The 20770-nt window shown below is 54.1% G+C and carries 15 protein-coding genes; 7 read left to right on the top strand and 8 right to left on the bottom strand.

Features of this window, described 5'->3' with window-relative positions; all coding sequences use genetic code 11:
* Positions 1-342: 342 nt before the first annotated feature.
* Positions 343-2088 carry a S8 family serine peptidase gene (locus STSP2_RS16665; RefSeq protein ID WP_146663844.1) on the bottom strand — a complete coding sequence of 582 codons (1746 nt, stop codon included), beginning with the start codon at positions 2086-2088 and terminating at the stop codon, positions 343-345.
* Positions 2089-2289: 201 nt separating this feature from the next.
* Between STSP2_RS16665 and pyrR the strand changes: the two genes are divergently transcribed.
* From pyrR to STSP2_RS16645, 4 genes are all read left to right on the top strand, one after another.
* Positions 2290-2817, top strand: a complete 528-nt coding sequence (gene pyrR / locus STSP2_RS16660) for a bifunctional pyr operon transcriptional regulator/uracil phosphoribosyltransferase PyrR (protein WP_146663843.1) — start codon at positions 2290-2292, stop codon at positions 2815-2817.
* Positions 2818-2824: 7 nt separating this feature from the next.
* Positions 2825-3787: an aspartate carbamoyltransferase catalytic subunit gene (locus STSP2_RS16655; RefSeq protein ID WP_146663842.1), complete on the top strand. Its 963-nt coding sequence runs from the start codon at positions 2825-2827 to the stop codon at positions 3785-3787.
* A gap of 2 nt (positions 3788-3789) precedes the next feature.
* Complete coding sequence (locus STSP2_RS16650; protein WP_146663841.1) at positions 3790-5076, top strand: dihydroorotase; 1287 nt, start codon at positions 3790-3792, stop codon at positions 5074-5076.
* A gap of 73 nt (positions 5077-5149) precedes the next feature.
* A complete protein-coding gene (locus STSP2_RS16645; RefSeq protein WP_146663840.1) occupies positions 5150-5620 on the top strand; it encodes an NYN domain-containing protein in 471 nt (156 codons plus the stop codon).
* 229 nt (positions 5621-5849) lie between these two features.
* Here STSP2_RS16645 and STSP2_RS16640 read toward each other — a convergent pair whose 3' ends face one another.
* The 4 genes from STSP2_RS16640 to STSP2_RS16625 form a co-directional block, all read right to left on the bottom strand.
* On the bottom strand, positions 5850-8693 hold the full coding sequence (locus STSP2_RS16640; protein WP_146663839.1) for a M16 family metallopeptidase: 2844 nt from the start codon (positions 8691-8693) through the stop codon (positions 5850-5852).
* A 111-nt stretch (positions 8694-8804) separates the two neighbouring features.
* The gene (locus STSP2_RS16635; RefSeq protein WP_146663838.1) at positions 8805-9143 is read right to left on the bottom strand and encodes a DUF190 domain-containing protein; all 339 of its coding nucleotides are present in this window, start codon (positions 9141-9143) and stop codon (positions 8805-8807) included.
* Position 9144: 1 nt separating this feature from the next.
* Positions 9145-9531, bottom strand: coding sequence for a fluoride efflux transporter FluC (locus STSP2_RS16630; RefSeq protein ID WP_146663837.1), 387 nt, complete (start codon positions 9529-9531; stop codon positions 9145-9147).
* A 112-nt stretch (positions 9532-9643) separates the two neighbouring features.
* Entirely contained in the window at positions 9644-10570 is a 927-nt protein-coding gene (locus tag STSP2_RS16625; protein WP_146663836.1) for a DMT family transporter, read from the bottom strand.
* A gap of 296 nt (positions 10571-10866) precedes the next feature.
* On the opposite strand from STSP2_RS16625, the gene STSP2_RS17540 reads away from it, so the two are divergent.
* The gene (locus STSP2_RS17540) at positions 10867-13344 is read left to right on the top strand and encodes a 3-keto-disaccharide hydrolase (protein ID WP_205847933.1); all 2478 of its coding nucleotides are present in this window, start codon (positions 10867-10869) and stop codon (positions 13342-13344) included.
* A gap of 269 nt (positions 13345-13613) precedes the next feature.
* Here STSP2_RS17540 and STSP2_RS16615 read toward each other — a convergent pair whose 3' ends face one another.
* On the bottom strand, positions 13614-14621 hold the full coding sequence (locus STSP2_RS16615; protein ID WP_146663835.1) for a 2-hydroxyacid dehydrogenase: 1008 nt from the start codon (positions 14619-14621) through the stop codon (positions 13614-13616).
* A gap of 402 nt (positions 14622-15023) precedes the next feature.
* The gene (locus tag STSP2_RS16610) at positions 15024-17516 is read right to left on the bottom strand and encodes a 3-keto-alpha-glucoside-1,2-lyase-like domain-containing protein (RefSeq protein WP_146663834.1); all 2493 of its coding nucleotides are present in this window, start codon (positions 17514-17516) and stop codon (positions 15024-15026) included.
* 476 nt (positions 17517-17992) lie between these two features.
* Here STSP2_RS16610 and STSP2_RS16605 point away from each other — a divergent pair, with 476 nt between their 5' ends.
* The gene (locus STSP2_RS16605; protein WP_205847932.1) at positions 17993-19717 is read left to right on the top strand and encodes an FAD-dependent oxidoreductase; all 1725 of its coding nucleotides are present in this window, start codon (positions 17993-17995) and stop codon (positions 19715-19717) included.
* Between the two features lie 37 nt (positions 19718-19754).
* On the opposite strand, the gene STSP2_RS16600 is transcribed toward STSP2_RS16605, so the two are convergent.
* Positions 19755-20231: a hypothetical protein gene (locus STSP2_RS16600; RefSeq protein WP_146663833.1), complete on the bottom strand. Its 477-nt coding sequence runs from the start codon at positions 20229-20231 to the stop codon at positions 19755-19757.
* A 12-nt stretch (positions 20232-20243) separates the two neighbouring features.
* Between STSP2_RS16600 and STSP2_RS16595 the strand changes: the two genes are divergently transcribed.
* Positions 20244-20741, top strand: coding sequence for an RHS repeat-associated core domain-containing protein (locus tag STSP2_RS16595; RefSeq protein ID WP_146663832.1), 498 nt, complete (start codon positions 20244-20246; stop codon positions 20739-20741).
* The last annotated feature ends 29 nt before the right edge of the window (positions 20742-20770 follow it).

Raw genomic sequence — 20770 nt, 5'->3', positions numbered from 1 at the left:
TTTTCTTTTAGTCTTGATAAGTGCCTAGCTCTGACCGAAGAGGTCACAGCAGCTAGTTTCAGGCGTAGAACAACCAGCTGAAACTGCTAATCACTATACCGGCAGCAGTTGTAACCGGTTGACGCACAGGTGATCCTCATTGGCTTGATTTGTTCTTGTAGGAATGGGCAAAGCTCCCAGTGAGCATTGAATCATGACAAAAGCAAACAAACCTTCTTGGTGGTCCTTGGGAAAGAAACTGGCAGGACATCTGCGCAAAAGGTTATGTGTTCAATTGGCTATAAATCTGATGAATGGCCTCGGTATCGAAGCCGAGGTGATCAACTTACCATCTACCCCGAATTACTTAGCTTTGGATATCTCGGCTTTTCGAACATTTGACAGAAAAGCAGATATATCCTGAACATCGATCTGTCCATCGAGATTTATATCGCCGTAGGCCTCTCTCACAGGCACATCTTCCCGATTGATCCGTGCCGCCTTGGTCATTATCTCGAGCAGATCAGCTTCATCCGATTCCCCGTCCCCGTTAAGATCGAACCACCTTAGATCGGTATTTAAGGGTTTCGCTTCGAAGTTCCACGCCAGCCCGAACACCTCCTTTGTCCGTGGCAATTCGGTCCGACCACTGTATCTCACAACGATCATATAATCCGAATAAGCCGGATCGACCGGACAAAAAATGTGTTCCAGATTGTCCTTGCTGCTGTCACAGAAATCGATAAGTTTGTCCCGCGAGGGATCATAAGGATCCATTCCCCAGATCTCCAGCCTCAGATCACTGTTATCATCCGAAAGAGCCTCAAACGGGTACTGATCCGCATAACGGCGGTTCCAGTTGAGCGTGACAGCTATGTTCGCATCTTCAGCGGGGTCAACACTAACCTCATAGACGACGCTTTCATCAGCCGGGTCGATACTCGCCTTGTCCCAGCCGACTGATTTATTGATGCCCGATTCAGCGGGCCCAGCCGTCAACTGGTCCATCGCAGCAACCGCATCTAGCGCGCCCGCACCCTGCAGGTGGTCCAGCGGAACCTCGTGATCGTCCTCGGCAGTAATATCACCCTTGTGCCAGTAGGGCATCTTTCTGGCCGAATTGAGCAGTATGGCCTTTATGACGCAATTGGCCCCGCGTCCATTGAATCTTTCAGCAAGATTCGGTTCCGCATTCACTCGCTGTTTCAGCAATGCCGCCGTACCCGCCGCCACCGGTGCCGCAAAACTCGACCAGTTGCCGCATGCCTCATAGTCATATTCGTTCCTGACCGAGGGCACGAGACTGTTCGCGGGTGCGACAATGTCCGGGCCGCAGCGTCCATCCGCAGCCGGTCCGAAGCTTGAGTGATCACTCCTCGGCAGATAAAACCTGCAAAGCCGATCCACCAGGCTCTCTGAATTAACCGGGTCGATAACCCCGACGCCTATCACATTCGAGCCCATCGCCGGATAAAGCGGCGGATCATACACGGAATTGCCGTTCCCGATGCTCGCCACGATCGGCACGCCCGTTTCCTCCGCCAACTTGTCGATCCCGCGCGTCCACCACGTCTGAAGCGCTGTTCCCACGCTCATTGTAGCGATGTCGGCACTGAAATCGTTGCCGGAAAACACGTACGAGCGGATAAAGTTCCAGAATTCGTAAACCTCGAGCTTGGCATCAGGTGCCGCCCCCTCAAATACGAAATCCCCCACCAGCGGATGCGTCGCCATAGCATCAAACCCGGTCAGTATCGCGGCCACCGCAGTAGCATGGTCCGAAAGCCCGTTGCCCAGCTCCGGACCATCAATATAGTCGATTGATTGAGCATCAAAGCATTGGTGCTCCCGATTGATAAGATAGTCGAATTCTGGCTTGTTATTCGCGTAAGTCAGGCTCCTGCAAATACTTGCGATCCTTATCCCCGCCCCCGTCATATTCGGATCCGTCTCTCGCAGTGAGTGTATCCCCGCATACCCCAGCGCCCCTGGATGCAGCGGCAGCGGTTCGTTCTGCTCTGCAGCGTTTACACCGCCCGCTGTCATCATCAGCAGAACCAGAGCCGAAACGGCGACCTTATTTAGAGATACTCTCAATTTGCTTTGCATGCCAAAACAATCCCGCCTGAAAGCGCGAATATCATGAATATGTCGATTATACCCTATGCACAGCCAACTATGCAACAACGGGATGCTATTGGGATCAAAAAGACTGTTTTATCTGCCATGCCGGAAATTCTTTGTCGGCCTTGCTTTATATCATTTACCTTGTTATACTCCCTGACAACTTTCGCCTTTAGGGGAACGATAATGGAAATAATACTAGATGCCAAACAGATACAGGACGCACTGAAGGAGCTTGCCTCGCAGATAGCCTCCAGCGGTGCTGACCCCAACGAGATCGTGGTCGTCGGTATACGCAGCCGCGGTGAGATCCTCGCCCAGCGGCTCAACGCCATACTCAGCGATATGCTGAGCCATGAGATACCATGCGGCACACTGGATATCACACTCTACCGTGACGATTTCAACCAGCCGCGCGACAACGGCTACCCAACCGTGCAGAGCACTGAGATACCCTTCGACATCAACTCCAGAATAGTGATCCTGGTCGACGATGTCATCCATACAGGGCGTTCGGCTCGTGCCGCACTCGACGCGCTGATCGATCTCGGTCGACCAAAAGTTGTCAGGCTCGCCGTCCTCATCGACCGCGGTCAAAGAGAACTTCCTATCCAGGCCGACTACCTGGGTCACAAATTGGACGTGCCCGCGAACAAAGCGGTCGAGGTAAGTCTTGCCGAGATCGATGAAAACGAACAGGTTGTTGTGAGGTAAAACAAGGATGATTCGAAGCAGCAACAAATTCAAGTGGCGGCACAAGCATCTTCTGGGCCTCCGCGAACTGACCCGTGAAGAGCTTGAATTCATACTCGACACAGCCGAAGGATTTGAGAACATCAGCACGCGTTCGGTAAAAAAAGCTCCGCCGCTCAGAGGTAAGGTAGTCGTCAACCTCTTCTTCGAAGACAGCACTCGAACACGGATCAGCTTCGGCCTCGCTGCCAGCAGACTAAGCGCCGACGTCGTCGAGTTCACAAAAAAAAGCAGCTCCGTCAGCAAGGGCGAAACCCTCATCGACACCGCCCGCAATCTCGAAGCAATGGGCATCGACACCATCGTCCTGCGTCACGGAGCAGGCGGAGCCGCGAGACTCCTCAGCCGCAGTATAGATGCTTGCGTCGTCAATGCCGGCGACGGCTTCAACGAACACCCCACCCAGGCCCTCCTCGACGTTTACACGATACGCAAGCATCGCGGCTCACTCGACGGACTCAAGATCGCCATCGTCGGCGACATCTCCCATTCCCGCGTGGCACGCAGCAACATCTGGGCAATGACCAAACTCGGCGCTGAAGTCATCCTCGTCGGCCCGCCAACTCTCATGCCCTCCAAAGTAAACGATCTGCCCGTCACCGTCAGCTACGACATGGACGAGGTCATCGAAAAAGTCGACGTCATCAACATGCTCCGCATCCAGTTCGAACGCATGGGCGGCAATCTCTTCCCGACCATCCGTGAATACGCCCGCTTCTTCAGCCTCACCGTCGACAGAATGGCACGCGCCAAGTCGGACCTGATCGTCATGCACCCCGGACCCATCAACCGTGGAGTCGAGATCGAATCCGAAGTCGCCGACGGCAACAACAGCGTTATCTTGCAGCAGGTATCCAATGGCCTCGCGGTCCGCATGGCCGTTCTCTATCTCGTAAACCAGGCTGCCGCAAACAAGGCCAAAGGTAAATAATCATGTACACAGGCAATAACATCCTCATCAAAAACGGCCGGCTCATCGACCCAGCCAACAACGTCGACCAGATCTGCGACCTCTTCATCAAGGACGGCTACGTAAGTGAGATCGGCCAGCTAGACAACGACTGCGACCATGTCATCGACGCGACCGGCAAAATAATCTCGCCCGGCCTCATCGACGTCCACGTTCACTTCCGCGAGCCCGGCGACGAAGAAGAAGAAACCATCGCCAGCGGCTCCATGGCAGCGGTCGCAGGCGGCTTCACATCCGTCGTCTGTATGCCCAACACCAAACCCGCCGTCGACGATGCAACCAGCATCGAATTTGTCCATCGCATGGCACGCCAGGCCCGAAAAACATTCGTCTACGTAATGGGTGCCATAACCCAGGGCCGCAAGGGCACCGACCTCGCCGAAATGGGCCTCATGCAAAAAGCCGGCGCGGTAGGTTTCACCGACGACGGCGCAGGCATCCAGGATGCCTCCATCATGACCCGCGCCCTCAAATACGCATCCATGCTCGACACCGTCGTCTCACAGCACTGCCAGGATCTCTCGCTCGGCAGCAGCGGCGTGATGAACTCCGGCTACAATTCAACCGTCCTCGGACTCCCCGGCATGGATCCCCTCGCAGAGGAAATGATGCTCTGGCGCGACATCCAACTGGTCAAACGCATCGGCGTGCGCTATCACGCACAGCACATCTCCACAGCCGGCTCCGTCAAGATCATCCGCGAGGCCAAACAGCAGGGCGTCCCCGTCACCTGCGAAGTAAGCCCGCACCACCTCCTGCTCACTGACGACTGCATTTACGAATACGACACCAACTACAAGGTCAACCCGCCCCTGCGAACCAAAGCCGACATCGCCGCCCTCCGCGAAGCTATCAAAGAAGGCGTCATCGACTGCCTCGCAACCGACCATGCCCCGCATCTCAAGAGCGAAAAAGAACTCGAATTTCTCGCCGCACCCTTCGGCATCGCGAGCCTCGAATGTGCACTCTCGCTCTACGTAAAGGCGCTTATCGAGCCCGGCATCATCGACTGGCCCCAGTTGCTCGCACTCATGACCCACAAACCCGCCTCGATAATTCGCATCGAAAAAGGAACTCTCGCTAAAGGTTCCATAGGCGATGTGACGATCATCGATCCGGACGCCGAATACACCATCAACGCCGAAAAATTCTACTCCAAGAGCCGCAACTGTCCGTATCATAACTGGAACGTCCGCGCAAAGGTCGAAAGGACCATCGTCGCAGGCGAGGTTCGCTACTCGGCGGATTGACGGCACGAGCAGGGGGGCAATAATTTTGGCATGGGGGCGCGCCCGCCCCGAATAAATTTAAAAAGCAATCACAATGTCCTACATTATCGACGGCTACAATCTATTGCGTTATGCCCAGCAGCATGACGATTACGAAGCACTCGAAGATGCTTCACTCTGCCATGTTCTGAACCTTTTCCTGAAGCGCGTAAACGAACGCGCCCAGATCGTTTTCGACGGCATAGGCCCTCCCGACAAGTCCGGCCTCCGTTCCAGAGGCAACATCGAAGTGTACTTTTCCGGCAGGGGTATCGAAGCCGACGACATCATCGAAGGCAAGGTCATGGCAAGCACCGACCCCGCCAACCTGGTCATCATAAGCTCCGACCGCCAGATAAGAACCGTCGCCCGCCAGCGAAAGGCCACTGCCATCACCTCCGACGTTTTCTGGATGATCCTCTGCCACGAACTTGACAAGAAAAAGGGCAAACCCGAACCCCGCGAAAAACGCCAGGGCATCAACAATTCCGAAACCGACCAATGGCTCGACGAATTCGGACTCTAACCCGGCCAAACCGAAACAGCATTTAAGAATTTCCCTCAAGTTCACCAAATCCCCAGCCGCATAATTTCACGGCCCGTCGAGAATGGACCCCTGCAAAGTCCGTCGGAGGCGCGGCTGTTAAATTCTGCCCCGTCCCAACTTGATGTTCCCCATTATTGATGAACAAAAAAAGCTGCTGACGATGTTTTAGCACCGCCAGCAGCCTCATACATCTTATCTGATTCTATGATCAGTCTGCCTCGATCACCGTCACCGGCGCGATCTTCTCCAGTTCGGCCTTAAGAGCCTCAGCATCGCCCGCTACAACCACAACCATCTTCTCCGGATCCAGCGACTCGTTCGCAAATTCGATACAGTCCTCAGCCGTCGTCGCCGTCACCTGCTCCAGGAACTTGTCCAGATAATTATCGTTCAAATTCTGCGAATGTATCAGCCACAGATCCTCAGCAACCGCCTGCGGCGTTTCACGCTGCCTTGCAAAACTGCCCGTGATATACGTCTGGCTGTTGACCAGTTCCTTAATGGTCGGCGGCTTGTTCTCAAGACGATCGACTTCATTGAACATCGTCTTCACAGTCTCAACGGTCGAAGCGGTTTTCGTAAACGTGTCCATTTTGAACGTCCCCGCCATCGCGTTCGCTGACCAGTAACCGTACGCACCGTAAGTCAGCCCTTTTTCCACACGAATGGTATGATTCAACCGACTTCCGAACTGCCCGCCGAAATAATTCGTCACGATCCGACTGACAAAATACTCCGGCTGTTCATGCCTGGTGATCCCAAGCTGACCGATCCGGATCTCACTCTGCGCACTGCCAGGCCGGTCGATCAGATACACATGAGTCGCCTCCGCACCCGGTATCTCCGGCAAGTCTTTCGGATCCGTCTTGACGGCGTTCTCATTCTGCCACTCACCGAAATTCTTCTTCGCCAGCTCCATCGCTTCGCCCGGCTTAATGTCACCCGCAAAAATAAGTACCGCCCGCTCCGGCCGCGGAACAGTATCCCACCACCTCTGCAGATCGCCCACAGCCAGCCCCCCAACGTCACCGATCTCACCCGTGACGTTTCTCGAATACGGATGCTCGCCGAACAGCCGCCTCTTCAGCTCCCGATTCGCAAGATAATCCGGATTCTGCGATTTGATCTGCAGCCCCGTCAGCACCTGTTTTTTCAACTTGTCAAACTCTTCCGCCGGGAACGTCGGCTGCTTTGTAACCTCCGCCATCAATTCCGTCGCCAGCTCAACCTTCTCAGCCACACAACTGAAATCGATGCTCGACGTATCCAAATTCGCACTGCCCGCAAGCGAGATCGCATTGGTCTCCAGTATCTCCGCCAGCTCCGCTTCACTGTGCTCCACCGTCCCCTTCGTCAGCATCTGCATCGCCATCGAAGCGGTCCCCGGCTTATCCTCCGTCCACGCCCCAGCCAGCATACCCAGCCGAGCCGTCACGAACGGCACCTCGTGATTCTGCACGACTATAACCTGCAAACCGTTGTCCAGCGTTTCAGACGTATACGACGGCTCAAACTCGAACGCCTTCGCATCCGCCACCGGCGCTTCCATAGGCCAATCCTCGGGCCGTTCCGTCCCGGGCCTTCCCGGTGCAGGCGCTGTTTCCTCACGCGGAGCCGTAACCCCGCCGCTCTCATCGTCCTTATTCGCCGCCGCGCCCTTCGCGTTCTTCTCGATGATAAACACGTTAGCCTTCTCTTCTGCGAGATACTCGCCAGCGGCCCGTTGAATATCCTCAGCCGTAACCGCCTTCACGTCTTCGAGAATGGTATTGACCTTCGAAACATCGCCCCTCCGTACCGCCGCCGAACCAAGCATCTCGGCCTTGCTCTCGACCGTTAAACTCGTCGTCACCAAATACTTCAAAAGCTGATTCTTCGCCTTCTCCAGCTCCTCAGCACTGACCCCTTCCTCAGCCACACGATCTATATGCTTGCGAATGATCTGCCTGATCTGTTCCGCATCCGCCTCCGGTGCCTGCATAGTGCGCGTAAAGAATACACCGTCAAATTCCAGATTGTAAGTCGAAGCCGACGCACTCACCGCCAACTGCTTCTCCGCGACAAGCTCGCGATACAGTCGACTGCTCTTACCACCGCCGAGTATCTCACCCAGCAGATCGAGCACGACCTCATCATCATCCCCGATCGGCACCGTCCGCCACAGAATATCCAGACGTGCCGCCGGCGCATTCTCGTCATCGATGACTACGACCTTCGGCTCATCCTGCTCGGGCTTTTCATACTCAGCCGGCTTCGGATCCTCGTACTTCGGGATCCAGCCGAAATATTGCTCAGCAAGCTTACGCGCCTCTTCGTGCTTCACCGCACCCGCGATCACCAGCGTCGCATTGTTCGGAATATAATACTTCTTCCAGAAATCCCGCATCTCCTGCACACTGCTCGCTCGCAGATGCCCGATCTTCCCGATAGGTGTCCAACTGTACGGCGTCTGCTCGAACACCCCGGCAAACTGCTTCTTGAACACGTTCCCGTAAGGCTTGTTCTCACCCATACGAAGCTCTTCTTCCACCACCTGCCGCTCAGTATCTACGTGTTCCTGGTTGATATTCAAAAACGCCATCCGCTCCGCCTCCAGCCAAAGCGCCAGCTCCAACTGATTCGCCGGCAGCGTCTCCTCATACACCGTCACATCGAAACTCGTATAAGCATTCGTCGTCCCGCCAACCTTCTGAATGAGATCGAAATGATCCCTCGGCGAAACATACTCCGTCCCCTTGAACATCATGTGCTCGAACATATGAGCAAAACCCTGCCTCTGCGGGTCCTCGTCCTTCGAACCCACCTTGTACCACACCTTGACCGCCACTATCGGCGTCGAAAAGTCCTCCAGCGTTATAATGTCCAGTCCGTTATCGAGCTGCGCCTCTTCATACTCGAACAGCTTTCCGGACTCCTTCCCATCCTCGGCCTCCGCCGTCTCACTCGCAGAAGGCTCTACAGCCTGCGAAGTATCTCTACACCCCGCAAGAACTCCGGCAAAGGTCAGACCCGCAAGAACCAACAAAAAGCCGTACGTCAGTTTTTTACTCATAACATGCTCCAAATGGTAGTATTGCCCCCGTTTCCGGTTACACGTGATTTCTAATATATAGGGTTAATCGAATAGAAATACGGCTCAGCCAGATCACTGTTCACTGTCCGTTCATTCTTTCGGCGCATATCTGATCGCCTGCACCTTCTCCATAGTGATCAGCCCGTCACCAACCATATCGTCAATAAGCGGTGCGATCCTGTCTATATTCTCCTTGCTGTCAACCACCTCGATAATGATAGGCAGATCATGGCTCAGATCTAGCACCCTCGCCGTATGCATATGGCTCTTCGCTCCAAAACCGCATATCCCCCGCGTCACCGTCGCCCCCGCCGCCTTCTCCTTGCGAAGCCTCTTGACGATCTCATGATACAACGGCTTCCCGCCTACACTGTCCGCCTCGCCGACAAATATCCGCATCAGTACCTTTTCAGATTCCTCTACTCGCATTTTATGCTCCTCCAACTATGGTTCTCGCCAGAAACAGACCTCCAAACGTCGCTGCCAGCCCCAAAACTACATTCAAACTAACGTTCCCCGCAGCAGCCGCCCACGCTCCATCCTCGATATGCGTAACCGTCTCATAGCTGAACGTGGAAAAAGTCGTCAGCGCCCCCAGAAAACCCGTCGTAACCGCGGTCCGGTATTCCCTTGCTAACCAGTCCGTAGTCATCCCGACATGCATGAAAAAGCCGATAAGCCCGCACCCAGCCACATTCACGATCAGCGTGCCGTACGGAAACCCCGTCCCCAGCAGTCGACCCGCCCACAGCCCTGCACCGTACCTGCCAAGCGCCCCCAAAGCACCCGCTATTGCTATCATTGTGATCTGCATCATTCGTCAAATCCGTATACGCATTCTCAATCGAGAAGCAGTTTTGAAACCGCTTCTAAAATACTATCACGCTTTTGCGACCCTGACAACTCGCTTTTTACTTGCGTCTGAAGTTTCAGCTTTTTGCTTCTTTATCAAGGCTCGAAGATATACTTTGCTGCCTGCGGCTGTATATGATGGGCATCTGCACCGCCAGCATCCCCGCCAGTATCAGTCCACACCCGGCAATACCCGTCGGCTCGAGCATCTCGTGCAGCACGATCCACCCCGCCAGCGCCGCAAAAACCGTCTCCAGGCTCATAATAATCGCCGCATGACCCGGCAGACAGTCCTTCTGCGCCACCACCTGCATAGTGAACCCGAGCCCGACACTCAGCAACCCTCCGTAAGCTATCGGCACTGCTGCATCCACAATGTCCCGCAGATCAGCCGATTCGAACACCACGCTCGCGATCATACTCAGTACCGCAACCGCTGCAAACTGAACGATCGCCACCCTGAACGGATCCGCCTTCCCCGCCAGGTGCCCGATCAAAAGCACATGCCCCGCCCAGAAAAACGCCCCCGCCAGCACCAGAAAATCACCCGTCACCATCTCCGCCGACCCAACCCCGCTCAGCAGATAAAGCCCCGCCACCGACAAGCCTGCACCTATCCAAAGACTCACCCCCGCACGCTGCCCCAGAAACAGCCCCCCGATCGGAACCAGCACCACATACAGCCCCGTTATAAAACCCGCCTTCCCCGCCGTTGTATACAAAAGCCCGATCTGCTGCAGCGACGCCCCCGCAAACAGCATCGCCCCGGCCCCCAAAGCGCCCCAGATCCAGTTTATACGCTGAGCAGGGGCCTTAACCGCCTCTCTGCGCAGCCCCGCAAACAGTATCGGCAGCAGTATCACAGCCCCGATCCCGAACCGCCACGCGTTATACGTCATCGGCCCCACATAATCCAGACCCTTGCGCTGCGCAACGAATGCCGTCCCCCACACAAAGGAAGTCAGCAGCAGAAGAAGATCGCTTTTTAGTACACTCTTTCCCATTTCGTCCCGCGGTCACTCAATTTGTTCGATAAGAGCATCAATAATAGGCCTTCCCACCCGAAAGTCAAAGACAAGTCCATATTTCCAACCCCCATCTTGGCATCCCGCCCGCCTTGCACGCATTTATCACTGCCGATACAACTGAGTTTTACCTTTAACAATCAAGCAAATCTGGTAAAATACCGTTCATATTGATCGCCGTTTGTCATGCAAACAGGTCGGTTATGTGAATTGGGCGTTTACCGCAAGGGCGTTGCGGATTAATAGAGTCTTGTCTATTTACAGAAGGTGTGAACATGCAAAACAATCATCCTACCCGATCGTTTTCAGTTTATTTTGGCCTGCTCCTGACGTGCCTGCTGGCACTCACCCCAGCCATATCAGCAGATAAACCCACTATGCCCAAACAGGTCCCCGACACCCCCCAGGCCGTCGAGCAGTGGTGGAAGTCAGGCCTGACCCTCCCCAGCGAGGCACTCGATAATTTTCCCCTCCGCGAGCTCCCCATACGCGAAGACACAGGCATAAACGTGCTCGTTGACATGGCCCACAAGTGCGACTTTTTCAACCTCTGGCGTCTGGGCGGCCCCATCTACCGACGCGGCATCCGAGCCGTCGGCAGCCATGCAACCCTCGACTCCGTCCTCACACCCGGCTCGCCCGCACGCGTACGCATCCCCGTCGAACGCGGAGTGCTCCCGTTTGCCTGGTGGCAGACACCCAAATTCAACGTCGTCCTCACAGAAGGCGCCGTCGGCTACCCCGGCTACATCCCCGAAGAACGCGAAGCCGTAAAAAAATTCATCCAGCAGGGCGGCGGCCTAATCGTCTCAGGCTCCTGGGTCCGCAACGAAGAATCCGCAAACAACTGGTCCCTCAACAAAATGCTCGCCGAATACGGCGCCAAGGTCCTGCCCGGCCACGTCCGCTATGAAGACAGACGCTGGCCCAGGCTCCAGATCTCAGACGAATGGGAAACCGTCATCCAGGCCGAGGACGGCTCACCGATCTACGCCCGCAGAGAATTCGGCAAGGGCCGCATTGCCCTCTACGCATCCTCCAGCATGTACCGCTTCAACAGAAAGGACCGCGAAGACGTCCGCAAAAAAATGGACTTCCTCGCTGACACCATCCAGTGGGCCGCAAAGGGCTCAAAACCCGCCGGCGGAGACACACGCCTGCCCGTCGCACGAGGCGGCGGTGGAGGCATCTACCCCGAAAGCGAAAAACGCCTCCCCGGCATCGTATGCTTCTACAGCAAGAACCAGCTCCCCGAACTCGTCTCTACCGTCGAAAACGACTTCCCCGCCATCACCGACCAGATATACGCATGGCTCCCGTCCGAAAAACCCGAACAGCCAATGTACATGATCCTTTGCAGCGGTAACGGCGGCGGCTGGGCCGTGAACGCCTATCTGCCAAAAGAAGCCTCCACGATATCCACAAGACCAGGCGGCATCAGAAGCATCTTCGCACACGAACAGGCCCACACCATGGCCGGACCCTGCAACGCCGCAAACCACCCCTTCGGCGGCAACCGGGGCGAAGAACACGCAGGCTGGTTCCAGGGCAAGATCAACGCAATGTACAACGGCGACAAGGGCCCCAACCGTGGATGCCACCGCGTCTTCAAGGATGACTACACACCCGGCACCACCGACCCCGCCGAGATATTCAAAGACGCACATCTGAAAAAATGGCAGGACGGCCACGACCGCCTCATGATCTGGTACGTCTGGCAGAAATTCGACGACCGCTACGGCCCAACTTGGTATCCCCGTTGGCGCTGGGTCCAGGGACAGCGATGGAAAGACGAACCATCGAAAAAACTCACCTGGGAAGAAAGCATCGAAGACATGAGCATCGCCGTCGGCGAGGACCTCTTCCCCTTCTTCGCTAAAACCGGCAAGAAACTCGATAAACAGCGTTTCGCAACAGCTCAGTTCATGGGCAAGACGATCGATCTGCCCGTAGCACCTATCGAACCAACCCCGCCCGGCGACGTAAACCTTGATCCGATCGACGACTACAAAAAACCGATCGATGTCAAAACCGCGCCCGCCGAAAAGGGCAAATGGGTAACCCTCTTCAACGGCAAAAACCTTGACGGCTGGATCCCCAAGATCACCGGTTACGAGCTCGGCGAAAACTACGCCAACACCTTCCGCGTCGAGGACGGCCTTCTAAAGGCTTCATACGACGGCTATGATAAATTCAACGGCCGCTTCGGACACATCTTCTACGAACAGCCGTTCTCCAACTACCGCCTGCGTGTCGAGTACCGCTTCACCGGCGACCAGGTCCCAGGCGGCCCCGGCTGGGCCTTCCGCAACAGCGGCATAATGCTCCACTGCCAGCCCCCGCAAACAATGGCAAAGAAACAAAACTTCCCCGTTTCCATAGAGGCCCAGATGCTCGGCGGCGACGGCACCCACGAACGCACCACCGCAAACGTCTGCACCCCCGGCACAAATCTCGTCATGGACGACAAGCTCATCACCCGCCACTGCATATCATCCAGTTCCAAAACATACCACGGCGACCAGTGGGTCACAATGGAAGTCGAAGTGCACGGTAACGGCAAGATCAAACACATCGTCAACGGCGATACCGTCCTCGAATACGAAAGGCCCCAGTACGACCCCAACGACGCCGACGCAAAAAAACTCATCGACAACGGCAATCTCATGATCGACGGCGGCTATATCTCCCTCCAGGCAGAGAGCCACCCGGTAGAATTCCGCAAAGTCGAGATAATGCTCCTCGAAGACTGATCGGCCCCCAATCAATACTAAAGGCCCGCAAGGATCATCCTTCCATGCGGGCCTTTTTCAATTCATCAAGATATATCGGGCAACAGTCCCAGCGTTTAATATCCATTACCGTTTGCCGCACCATCCAGCCGCATAATTTCACAGTCCGCCGAGAATGGACCCCTCCAAAGCTCGCCGGAGGCGCGGCTGTTAAATTATGCGGCGGCTAAGATGAGGCTCCCGATTATTTCATGATTAGCCTGCTTGCGTTACTGAATTCCGAACCGCTTCTAACTCTTGACCAGCTCAGACGTCACTTCATTCTCACAGCGCTCACCCTTTTCGATCTCCGAAATATTCTGCAGCGTCGTATCCGCTATCGCCTGCACCGCCTGATGAGTAAAGAACGCCTGGTGAGCCGTCACCATCACATTCGGGAACATCAGCAGCCTCGCGAACTGATCATCCTGTATGATCTCATCGGAAAGATCCTTGAAGAACAGATCGCCTTCTTCCTCATACACATCGATCCCCAGGTAACCGATCTTCCTGCTTTTGAGCCCGTCGATGACCGCCTTCGTGTCGATCAGCGCCCCCCGGCTGGTATTGATCAGCATCACGCATTCCTGCATCTTGCTGATTGCCTCAGCATCGATAATATGATGCGTCTGCGGCATCAGCGGACAGTGCAGCGTAACGATATATGATTTCTGAAACAGCTCATCCAGCGACACATACTCCACGCCAAGCTCTTCACACACAGGGCTCGGCTTAGGATCGAACGCGTACAGCTTACAGCCGAAACCGTGCAGTATCCGCGCCACGATCTCCCCGATCTTACCCGTCCCAACGATGCCCACCGGATGGTCATTAAGGTCGAACCCCATCAGTCCGTCCAGCGCAAAATTGCCTTCGCGTATCCGCGCATGTGATTTATTTATCCGCCTGTTAAGCGCAAGTATCAGCGTGATAGTATGCTCAGCCACCGCATGCGGCGAATAAGCCGGAACCCTCACCACGTGCATGCCGAATTCCTCCGCGGCCTCTATGTCCACATTGTTAAAGCCCGCACACCGAAGCGCAACCAGCTTAATCCCCTGATCCGCTAGCTGCTTCAGCACATCCCGGTCGAGCACATCGTTGACAAAAACACAAACACCCCCGTGCCCGTTAGCGAGCCGAACGGTATTCATGTCCAGCTTCTCTTCAAAAAACGTAAACTCATGACCAAAACCATCATTGGTATTGCTAAAATATCTCTGGTCATAAGGCTTCGTACTGAATACTGCAACTTTCATTATATGCTCCTTTCAAAGATGTTCGTCTTACGAATCATACGTCCGAATTACCCTTTTATGTTCGCAAAATAGCGACAATAAACTCCCATATGGGTAAAAGACTCCATTCCAACTTAAACCATAATCGCAGAATTGCAAGGGTGCTTATCGCCCGAAATAAAACACAGCTACAACCATGTCTTACAGTATTCAGAAACCTCAGCAGCATGATTTCACAGTTCGCCGAGAATGGACCACTCAAAAGTTCGTCGGAGGCGCGGCTGTTAAATTCTGCCCCGGCCCAACTGCATGCCCCCCCCCTTATTACGTGATGAACCAAAAAAAGGCCACAGCTTTCACCGTGACCTTTTTGATCTGACTTAATTGTTTGACCGCAGTTGCCCGCAGCCAGCTAACCCGGCATTATGCCTTATTCACTGCCATAGCGTCCAGATTCGGACCAGATTTGATAGCCACAACTTTGATCGAGTTGCCGCCTTTCTCAAGCTTCGCATTAACATCCAGCGTCTTCCAGGTCGTCCAGTCGTTGGTCGACGGGAACTTGACAACCCCGACCTTCTTGCCGTTGACCACAAGATTACACGCCCTGTTGTTATCACTCGCAGCATACCTGAACGTCAGCTTGAAAGTGCCCGTCTTATCCGCCAGAACATTATCGAAATGCGCGAAAGACCCGGCCCCGCCAAAGTCGGCAAATCCTTTACCCTGATAACCCTTCTGGTTGTCGGCAACTTTGGTCCCGCCGCCGAGTACCACAGACTCCGCCTCATAAACATCGCCCGGCAGCGTATTCTCAACAGCTCCCGAAGCAGCGGCCCGGCGTGCGGCCTCTTCGCGGTGCGGATAATATACCTCACCGCCCGCACCAAGGTCCTTGATCCGAACGTTGCGGAACTTATACGTAAGCCCCTTCTCGCCATGATGCTGAAGCCCTATATAACCCGCAATATCCCACTGATCCTGAACATCGGTCGTCAGAACATCATTCACATAGATCTTGATGTTCGGCCCCATGCACTCGATGCGGTACTTGTTCCACTGCCCCTGCTTGAAGCAGTCGCCCGCTCTCTTCCTGAATGCGGCAATAGACTCCTGCTGCTCTTTCCCGCTTGCATGATCGCGATTGGGCGAAACGAACCATCGGCGTCTGCCCTCGTCATAAAGCCCGCCCGACCACTTGCGGTCGCTCGTATCAACCTCTGCCTGATAGCCCCACGCCTTGTTCTTTTTCTTCTGACAGCGGAACAAAAATCCCGAGTTGCCTTTCTTAACCGGCATCTTGATCTCAGCCTCAAAGACGAAGTTGGCGTATTCTTTATCCGTCAGCAAGAACCACTTGCCCTTATCCGAAGTCAGATGAACCTCGCCGTCAACCACCTCATACTCACCCCATTCATACGGGTTCTGCCATTTGCTCATGCCGTCATCGACCAGGCCTTCCCACTTCGCCTGCCCCGGCCGCTTGATAAGCGACTTCTTCGACTTGGCCGGCTTGCCCTTATCGTAAGCATCCCAGATATCGCGAACCTCAGGACCCCTAAGCATCTTGTTCGCTTCTGCGTTGTTGGTGATCGTCATCGTCTTCGCATCATACTTGAGCGTCCCCGGATACTTCTGACCCACACAACCCAGACACAGCATCTCGGAAAGTGGAGCACCAACCTCAAACCGCGAATTAGCCTCTTCGATACCCTGACATGCGTTCAAAAAGTTCTTGTAGTGGTTGGACAGGTTCTTCCTGAATGGCGGCTGTTTGCCCGATTTCTTGACAGCTTCAGCCTTCGCCTCGTCGATGATCTCATAACGTGCACCATGACTGTGCCCGCGGATCGTAAAGTCCTCACTGTATATCAGCGAACCCACATTGCCCATCTTATCCTTGTAACCTGCCGGTATCTTGTCCGGATAATGCCCCTGCCCGTCGAACCATCTCAGCTCCAGCGGAGGCATACCCTCGCGCTGCTTGAACTTGAACGTGATCACGGAACCCTGCGGATAATACAGATCGCTTTCACCGTAAGTCTCCGTAGTAACCTCATAAGGCTGACCCAGCTTGAGATACCTGTGGATCGCATCGAGGATATGAGCACCCCAGTCACCCATGCACCCGCAGCCGAACTCATACCAGCATCGCCAGTTTCCACCCGTCATCCTTTCACTGTGAGGCCTGAACGGACGCCTGCTCAGCCACTGATCCCAGTCATAACCGACCGGCGGAACGACATCCGGATATTCAGTGATCGTCCACCCGTGCCAGCGACGGCTCTTCACCATCCACGCATCGATCTTCTTCACGTTCTTGATCAGCCCCGCATCGACCCAGTCACCAAACTGGAACGTCCCCGCACCCGAATGCCCCTGGTTACCAAGCTGCGTCACAACGCCTGTTGACTTCGCAAGCTTCTCCAGCAGCCGGCACTCATAAGCGTTCTGCGCCAAAGGCTTTTCAACATACACGTGCTTACCCAGCAGCATCGCATGCGCCACAGCCGGAAAATGCGAATGGTCCGGCGTACACACGATTACCGCGTCGATCTCATCGTGCATCTCTTCCATCATCTCGCGATAGTCCCTATAGCACGGCACACCCTCAAAGCCCCGCATCTTCGAATCAGGATCGGTAAACAGAACGTCTGCAAATGCCTTGAACTCTACCTGCTGCCCGTATCTTTTGAACGAATCCAGAACCTGACCGCCCCGATGAAACACCCCAACCTGTGCCGCACGGATCTTTTTGCCCGGCCGAATCTTCTTCGGTTCGAACAACGGCTCAATGGTCCTCTCGCCGAATACGAAATCAGAACCAAGCATCACCAGCGGCGACGCATAAAGAACGCTCTTGATAAAATCCCGACGTGAAGAACCCTGACGGTGAGATTTTGCACTCTGATACATGAAGAACCTCCGAATCTAGTTTTTACGCATTAATGGCCGATCGCTGCCGATCAACCCTACCCAATCTATTTTCCCCATTAAAACAATAACCAAACAGAACTTCCAGTATTATTTCACTCTATGAGCGATTTTCGCCGGGAATTACCTTACAAGCCCATTAAAAACTAGGTGCATCAATCAACGCTGGAAAGGGTCGGCAATGCTTTGAAGTGTGCCGGTCTTGTAAAGTTTTTCCTGCGAGGAGCCCGTCAGAGCTGGATTTTTGCCTGACTGAACCCTTCCTTTGTTCGCTCAAGCAAGCGGACGCAAGATCATCAGGAAGATAAGCAATTACCAACGAAAGACAAAAAATCAAATGTGCGAAACATTTCTTACACTGCCAGAGACTTTCTTGATGTTTATGGGTGGGTATGGTAGTCTTCCATATCAGATCATTTTAGGTTCAAGGGAAGATGACTTTTAGATGGGAGTTACGAATGAAGCTGGTTACTAAGTATTTTACAGCCTTTGCGGTTTCGGTCCTGATTTTATTGTTTTCTGGGTGCAGTTCTTCTATCAACGCATCCGGTCAGAGTTCGAATATGGGCAGGCCGGTTTATTATCAGCAGGTTGAGCCCGGCGAGCCTAAGGTGGTCGAATGTGATGTGGCGGTTTACGGCGGGACGACCGCAGGCGTTACCGCGGCGATACAGGCTGCTGATTGTGGTAAAAAGGTAGTGTTGTTTTCGTTTAACCGGCATGTAGGTGGGATGACCTCGGGGGGATTGACCGCGACGGACGTGGGCGATAATAAATCCATAGGCGGGTTGGCAAGGCGGTTTTATGAACGCATCGGCAGAATCAAAGATTTCAGTCCTTCGCGGGCCGAATCCTTGTACAGGACGATGCTTGACGAAGCGGGTGTAAAGGTGTTGCTCGGCAGGTGTCTTGTATCCGCGGAACTTAGAAACGGTCGGTTGGTTTCAATTGTCATGGAAACAGGTGAGACGGTCAAGGCAGAAGTGTTTGTCGATTCCACATATGAGGGGGATCTGTTCGCGGCGGCGAATGTGTCGTATTATGTCGGGCGAGAGCCCGCGGGGGCTTACGGTGAGTCGCTTGCTGGAAAATGGCAGAAGGTCTCATATCAAAATGTTTACGAGTTTTGCGGGTTACAATTGAGCCCCTATGTGGTTCCGGATGTTCCAAAATCAGGGCTGCTTCCTGAGATATCTCTTGAACCCGCTGGGACCCCGGGTGATGGGGATTTGAAAGTTCAGGCTTACAACTTTCGAATGTATTTGACGAATAAGGACGGCAAGATTCCGTTCTATAAGCCGAAGGGGTATGATCCCCACAGGTATGCATTGCTTGGGCGATTTTTGAATCTTGATCCGGGTATCCGGTGGACGCTGAATTACACTAGGCGTCCGATGACGGACGGGCCTGTTCAGATGAGGAACGGAGACAGTAATAACGCGGGGAGCTTTTCTTCAGACTATATTGGGGGCAATTATCGCTGGCCGGACGGCACTTACAAGCCCCTTTCTTTTGATGAACTCCCTGCACCAAGGCGGGGTTTGCCGATGCCCATGCACGAATTGTACGAACTACGTGAGCAGATTTTCCAGGACCATGTCGAGTATCAGCAGGGACTGATGTACTTTTTGGCGAACGATCCGCAGGTTCCGGAGAAGCTGCAGGAGAGGGTTAACCAATTCGGGCTCGATCCTGATGAGTTTGTGGAAACGGGTTACTGGCCTCACCAGCTTTATGTGCGGGAAGGCCGTCGCATGGTTTCCGATTATGTGATGACCCAGGCGAACTGTGAATCAAAGAGAACGGTTAAGGATTCAGTCGGTCTGGCGTCTTATCCAATGGATTCTCATTTTTGTCAACGTTCAGTAGTAGAAGTAGATGGAAAAGTAACTGTCCGTAATGATGGCAATTTCGGAAAGCCATGCCCCGCGCCCTACCCGGTTTCGTACCGCTCGATTGTGCCGAAAAAAAACGAATGCCAAAATCTGCTGGTTCCGGTTTGTCTTTCATCATCACATGTAGCATACGGTTCGATCCGCATGGAGCCGGTTTTTATGATTCTGGGGCAAAGTGCGGGCCAAGCCGCGGCACTGGCGGCAGACAACAATATTGCCGTTCAGGATGTTCCTTACGAAAAGCTGAGACCAAGTCTGATCGAAGACGGCCAGATTTTAGAAAATTAGATAAATCTGACTATTGAAATGGCTTCTGACAAGCTCTTTACAAAATCCATAACACCAGCCCAAACTCACCAACCGCTACGACTCCGCCACCACCGGCTATGACGTCATCTGCACCTATGACGACGCGGGCAACACCACCACCGACCAGAACGGCTATCAGTACACCTACGACTACGAAAACCGCATCAGCCAGATCAAGGATGCCTCCGGTTCGCTCGTGGCCAGCTTCGATTATGACGCGCTCGGCCAGCGTATCCGCAAGGTCGACCACAAAACGACCGCGAACACACGCATCTACTACTACAACGACAACTGGCAGGTGCTGGCCGAATACGACGGCAGCGACAACTTCAAGCGGTACAGGAAGGCATTTCTGAAACTGCTTTTGAATTTGCGGCCTGAGATTTTTTCGGCTGGCAAGGCGTGCAAAATTGGCAATAGCCGTAACTATGGGCGATTTTGCACAACGCAGCCAGACGGAAAAAGGGCCGCCGCAAAGCAAAATGAGTTTCAAAATGACTTCCCGGTGTATGGCAACTACATCGACGAGCCTCTCATGACCAGCGACACCGCCACGGACCTCTACTACGCCCACGATCACCTCTACAGCACCGCCGCCCTGATCGACACCGCAGGCAACGTCGTCGAACGCTATGAATACAACGCATACGGCAAAGCAACCGTCTACAACGCCGACTACACGCAGAGCTGGCAAAAACCGCAAAAGGAAAATCCGTACTTGTACACAGGCCGACGCCTGGATATACTAGACGGCGGCTCTTTGAAATTACAATATTCCCGCCACCGATACTACGACCCCCAAACCGGCCGTTTCCTGCAAAAGGACCCGCTGGGGATCGTGCCAGATGCCAACAAGAATAGTCCGCTAGCAGCTACCCGACAGTATTCTGATGGTATGAATTTATATAATTATACCAGTGCTAGCCCAATCACAAGTACAGATCCCGATGGTTTAATTCGCAAGTTTATTTGTTGCAAACAGTGGCAGATCGGGGTGAATTAAAGGGGTCAGGTGAATTAAAGGGGTCAGAC

Origin of the sequence: Anaerohalosphaera lusitana (genome assembly GCF_002007645.1) — a bacterium.
Lineage (GTDB): Bacteria > Planctomycetota > Phycisphaerae > Sedimentisphaerales > Anaerohalosphaeraceae > Anaerohalosphaera > Anaerohalosphaera lusitana.
Note: the sequence above shows the minus strand (reverse complement) of the source record. Positions and strands in the feature narration are given on the sequence as shown.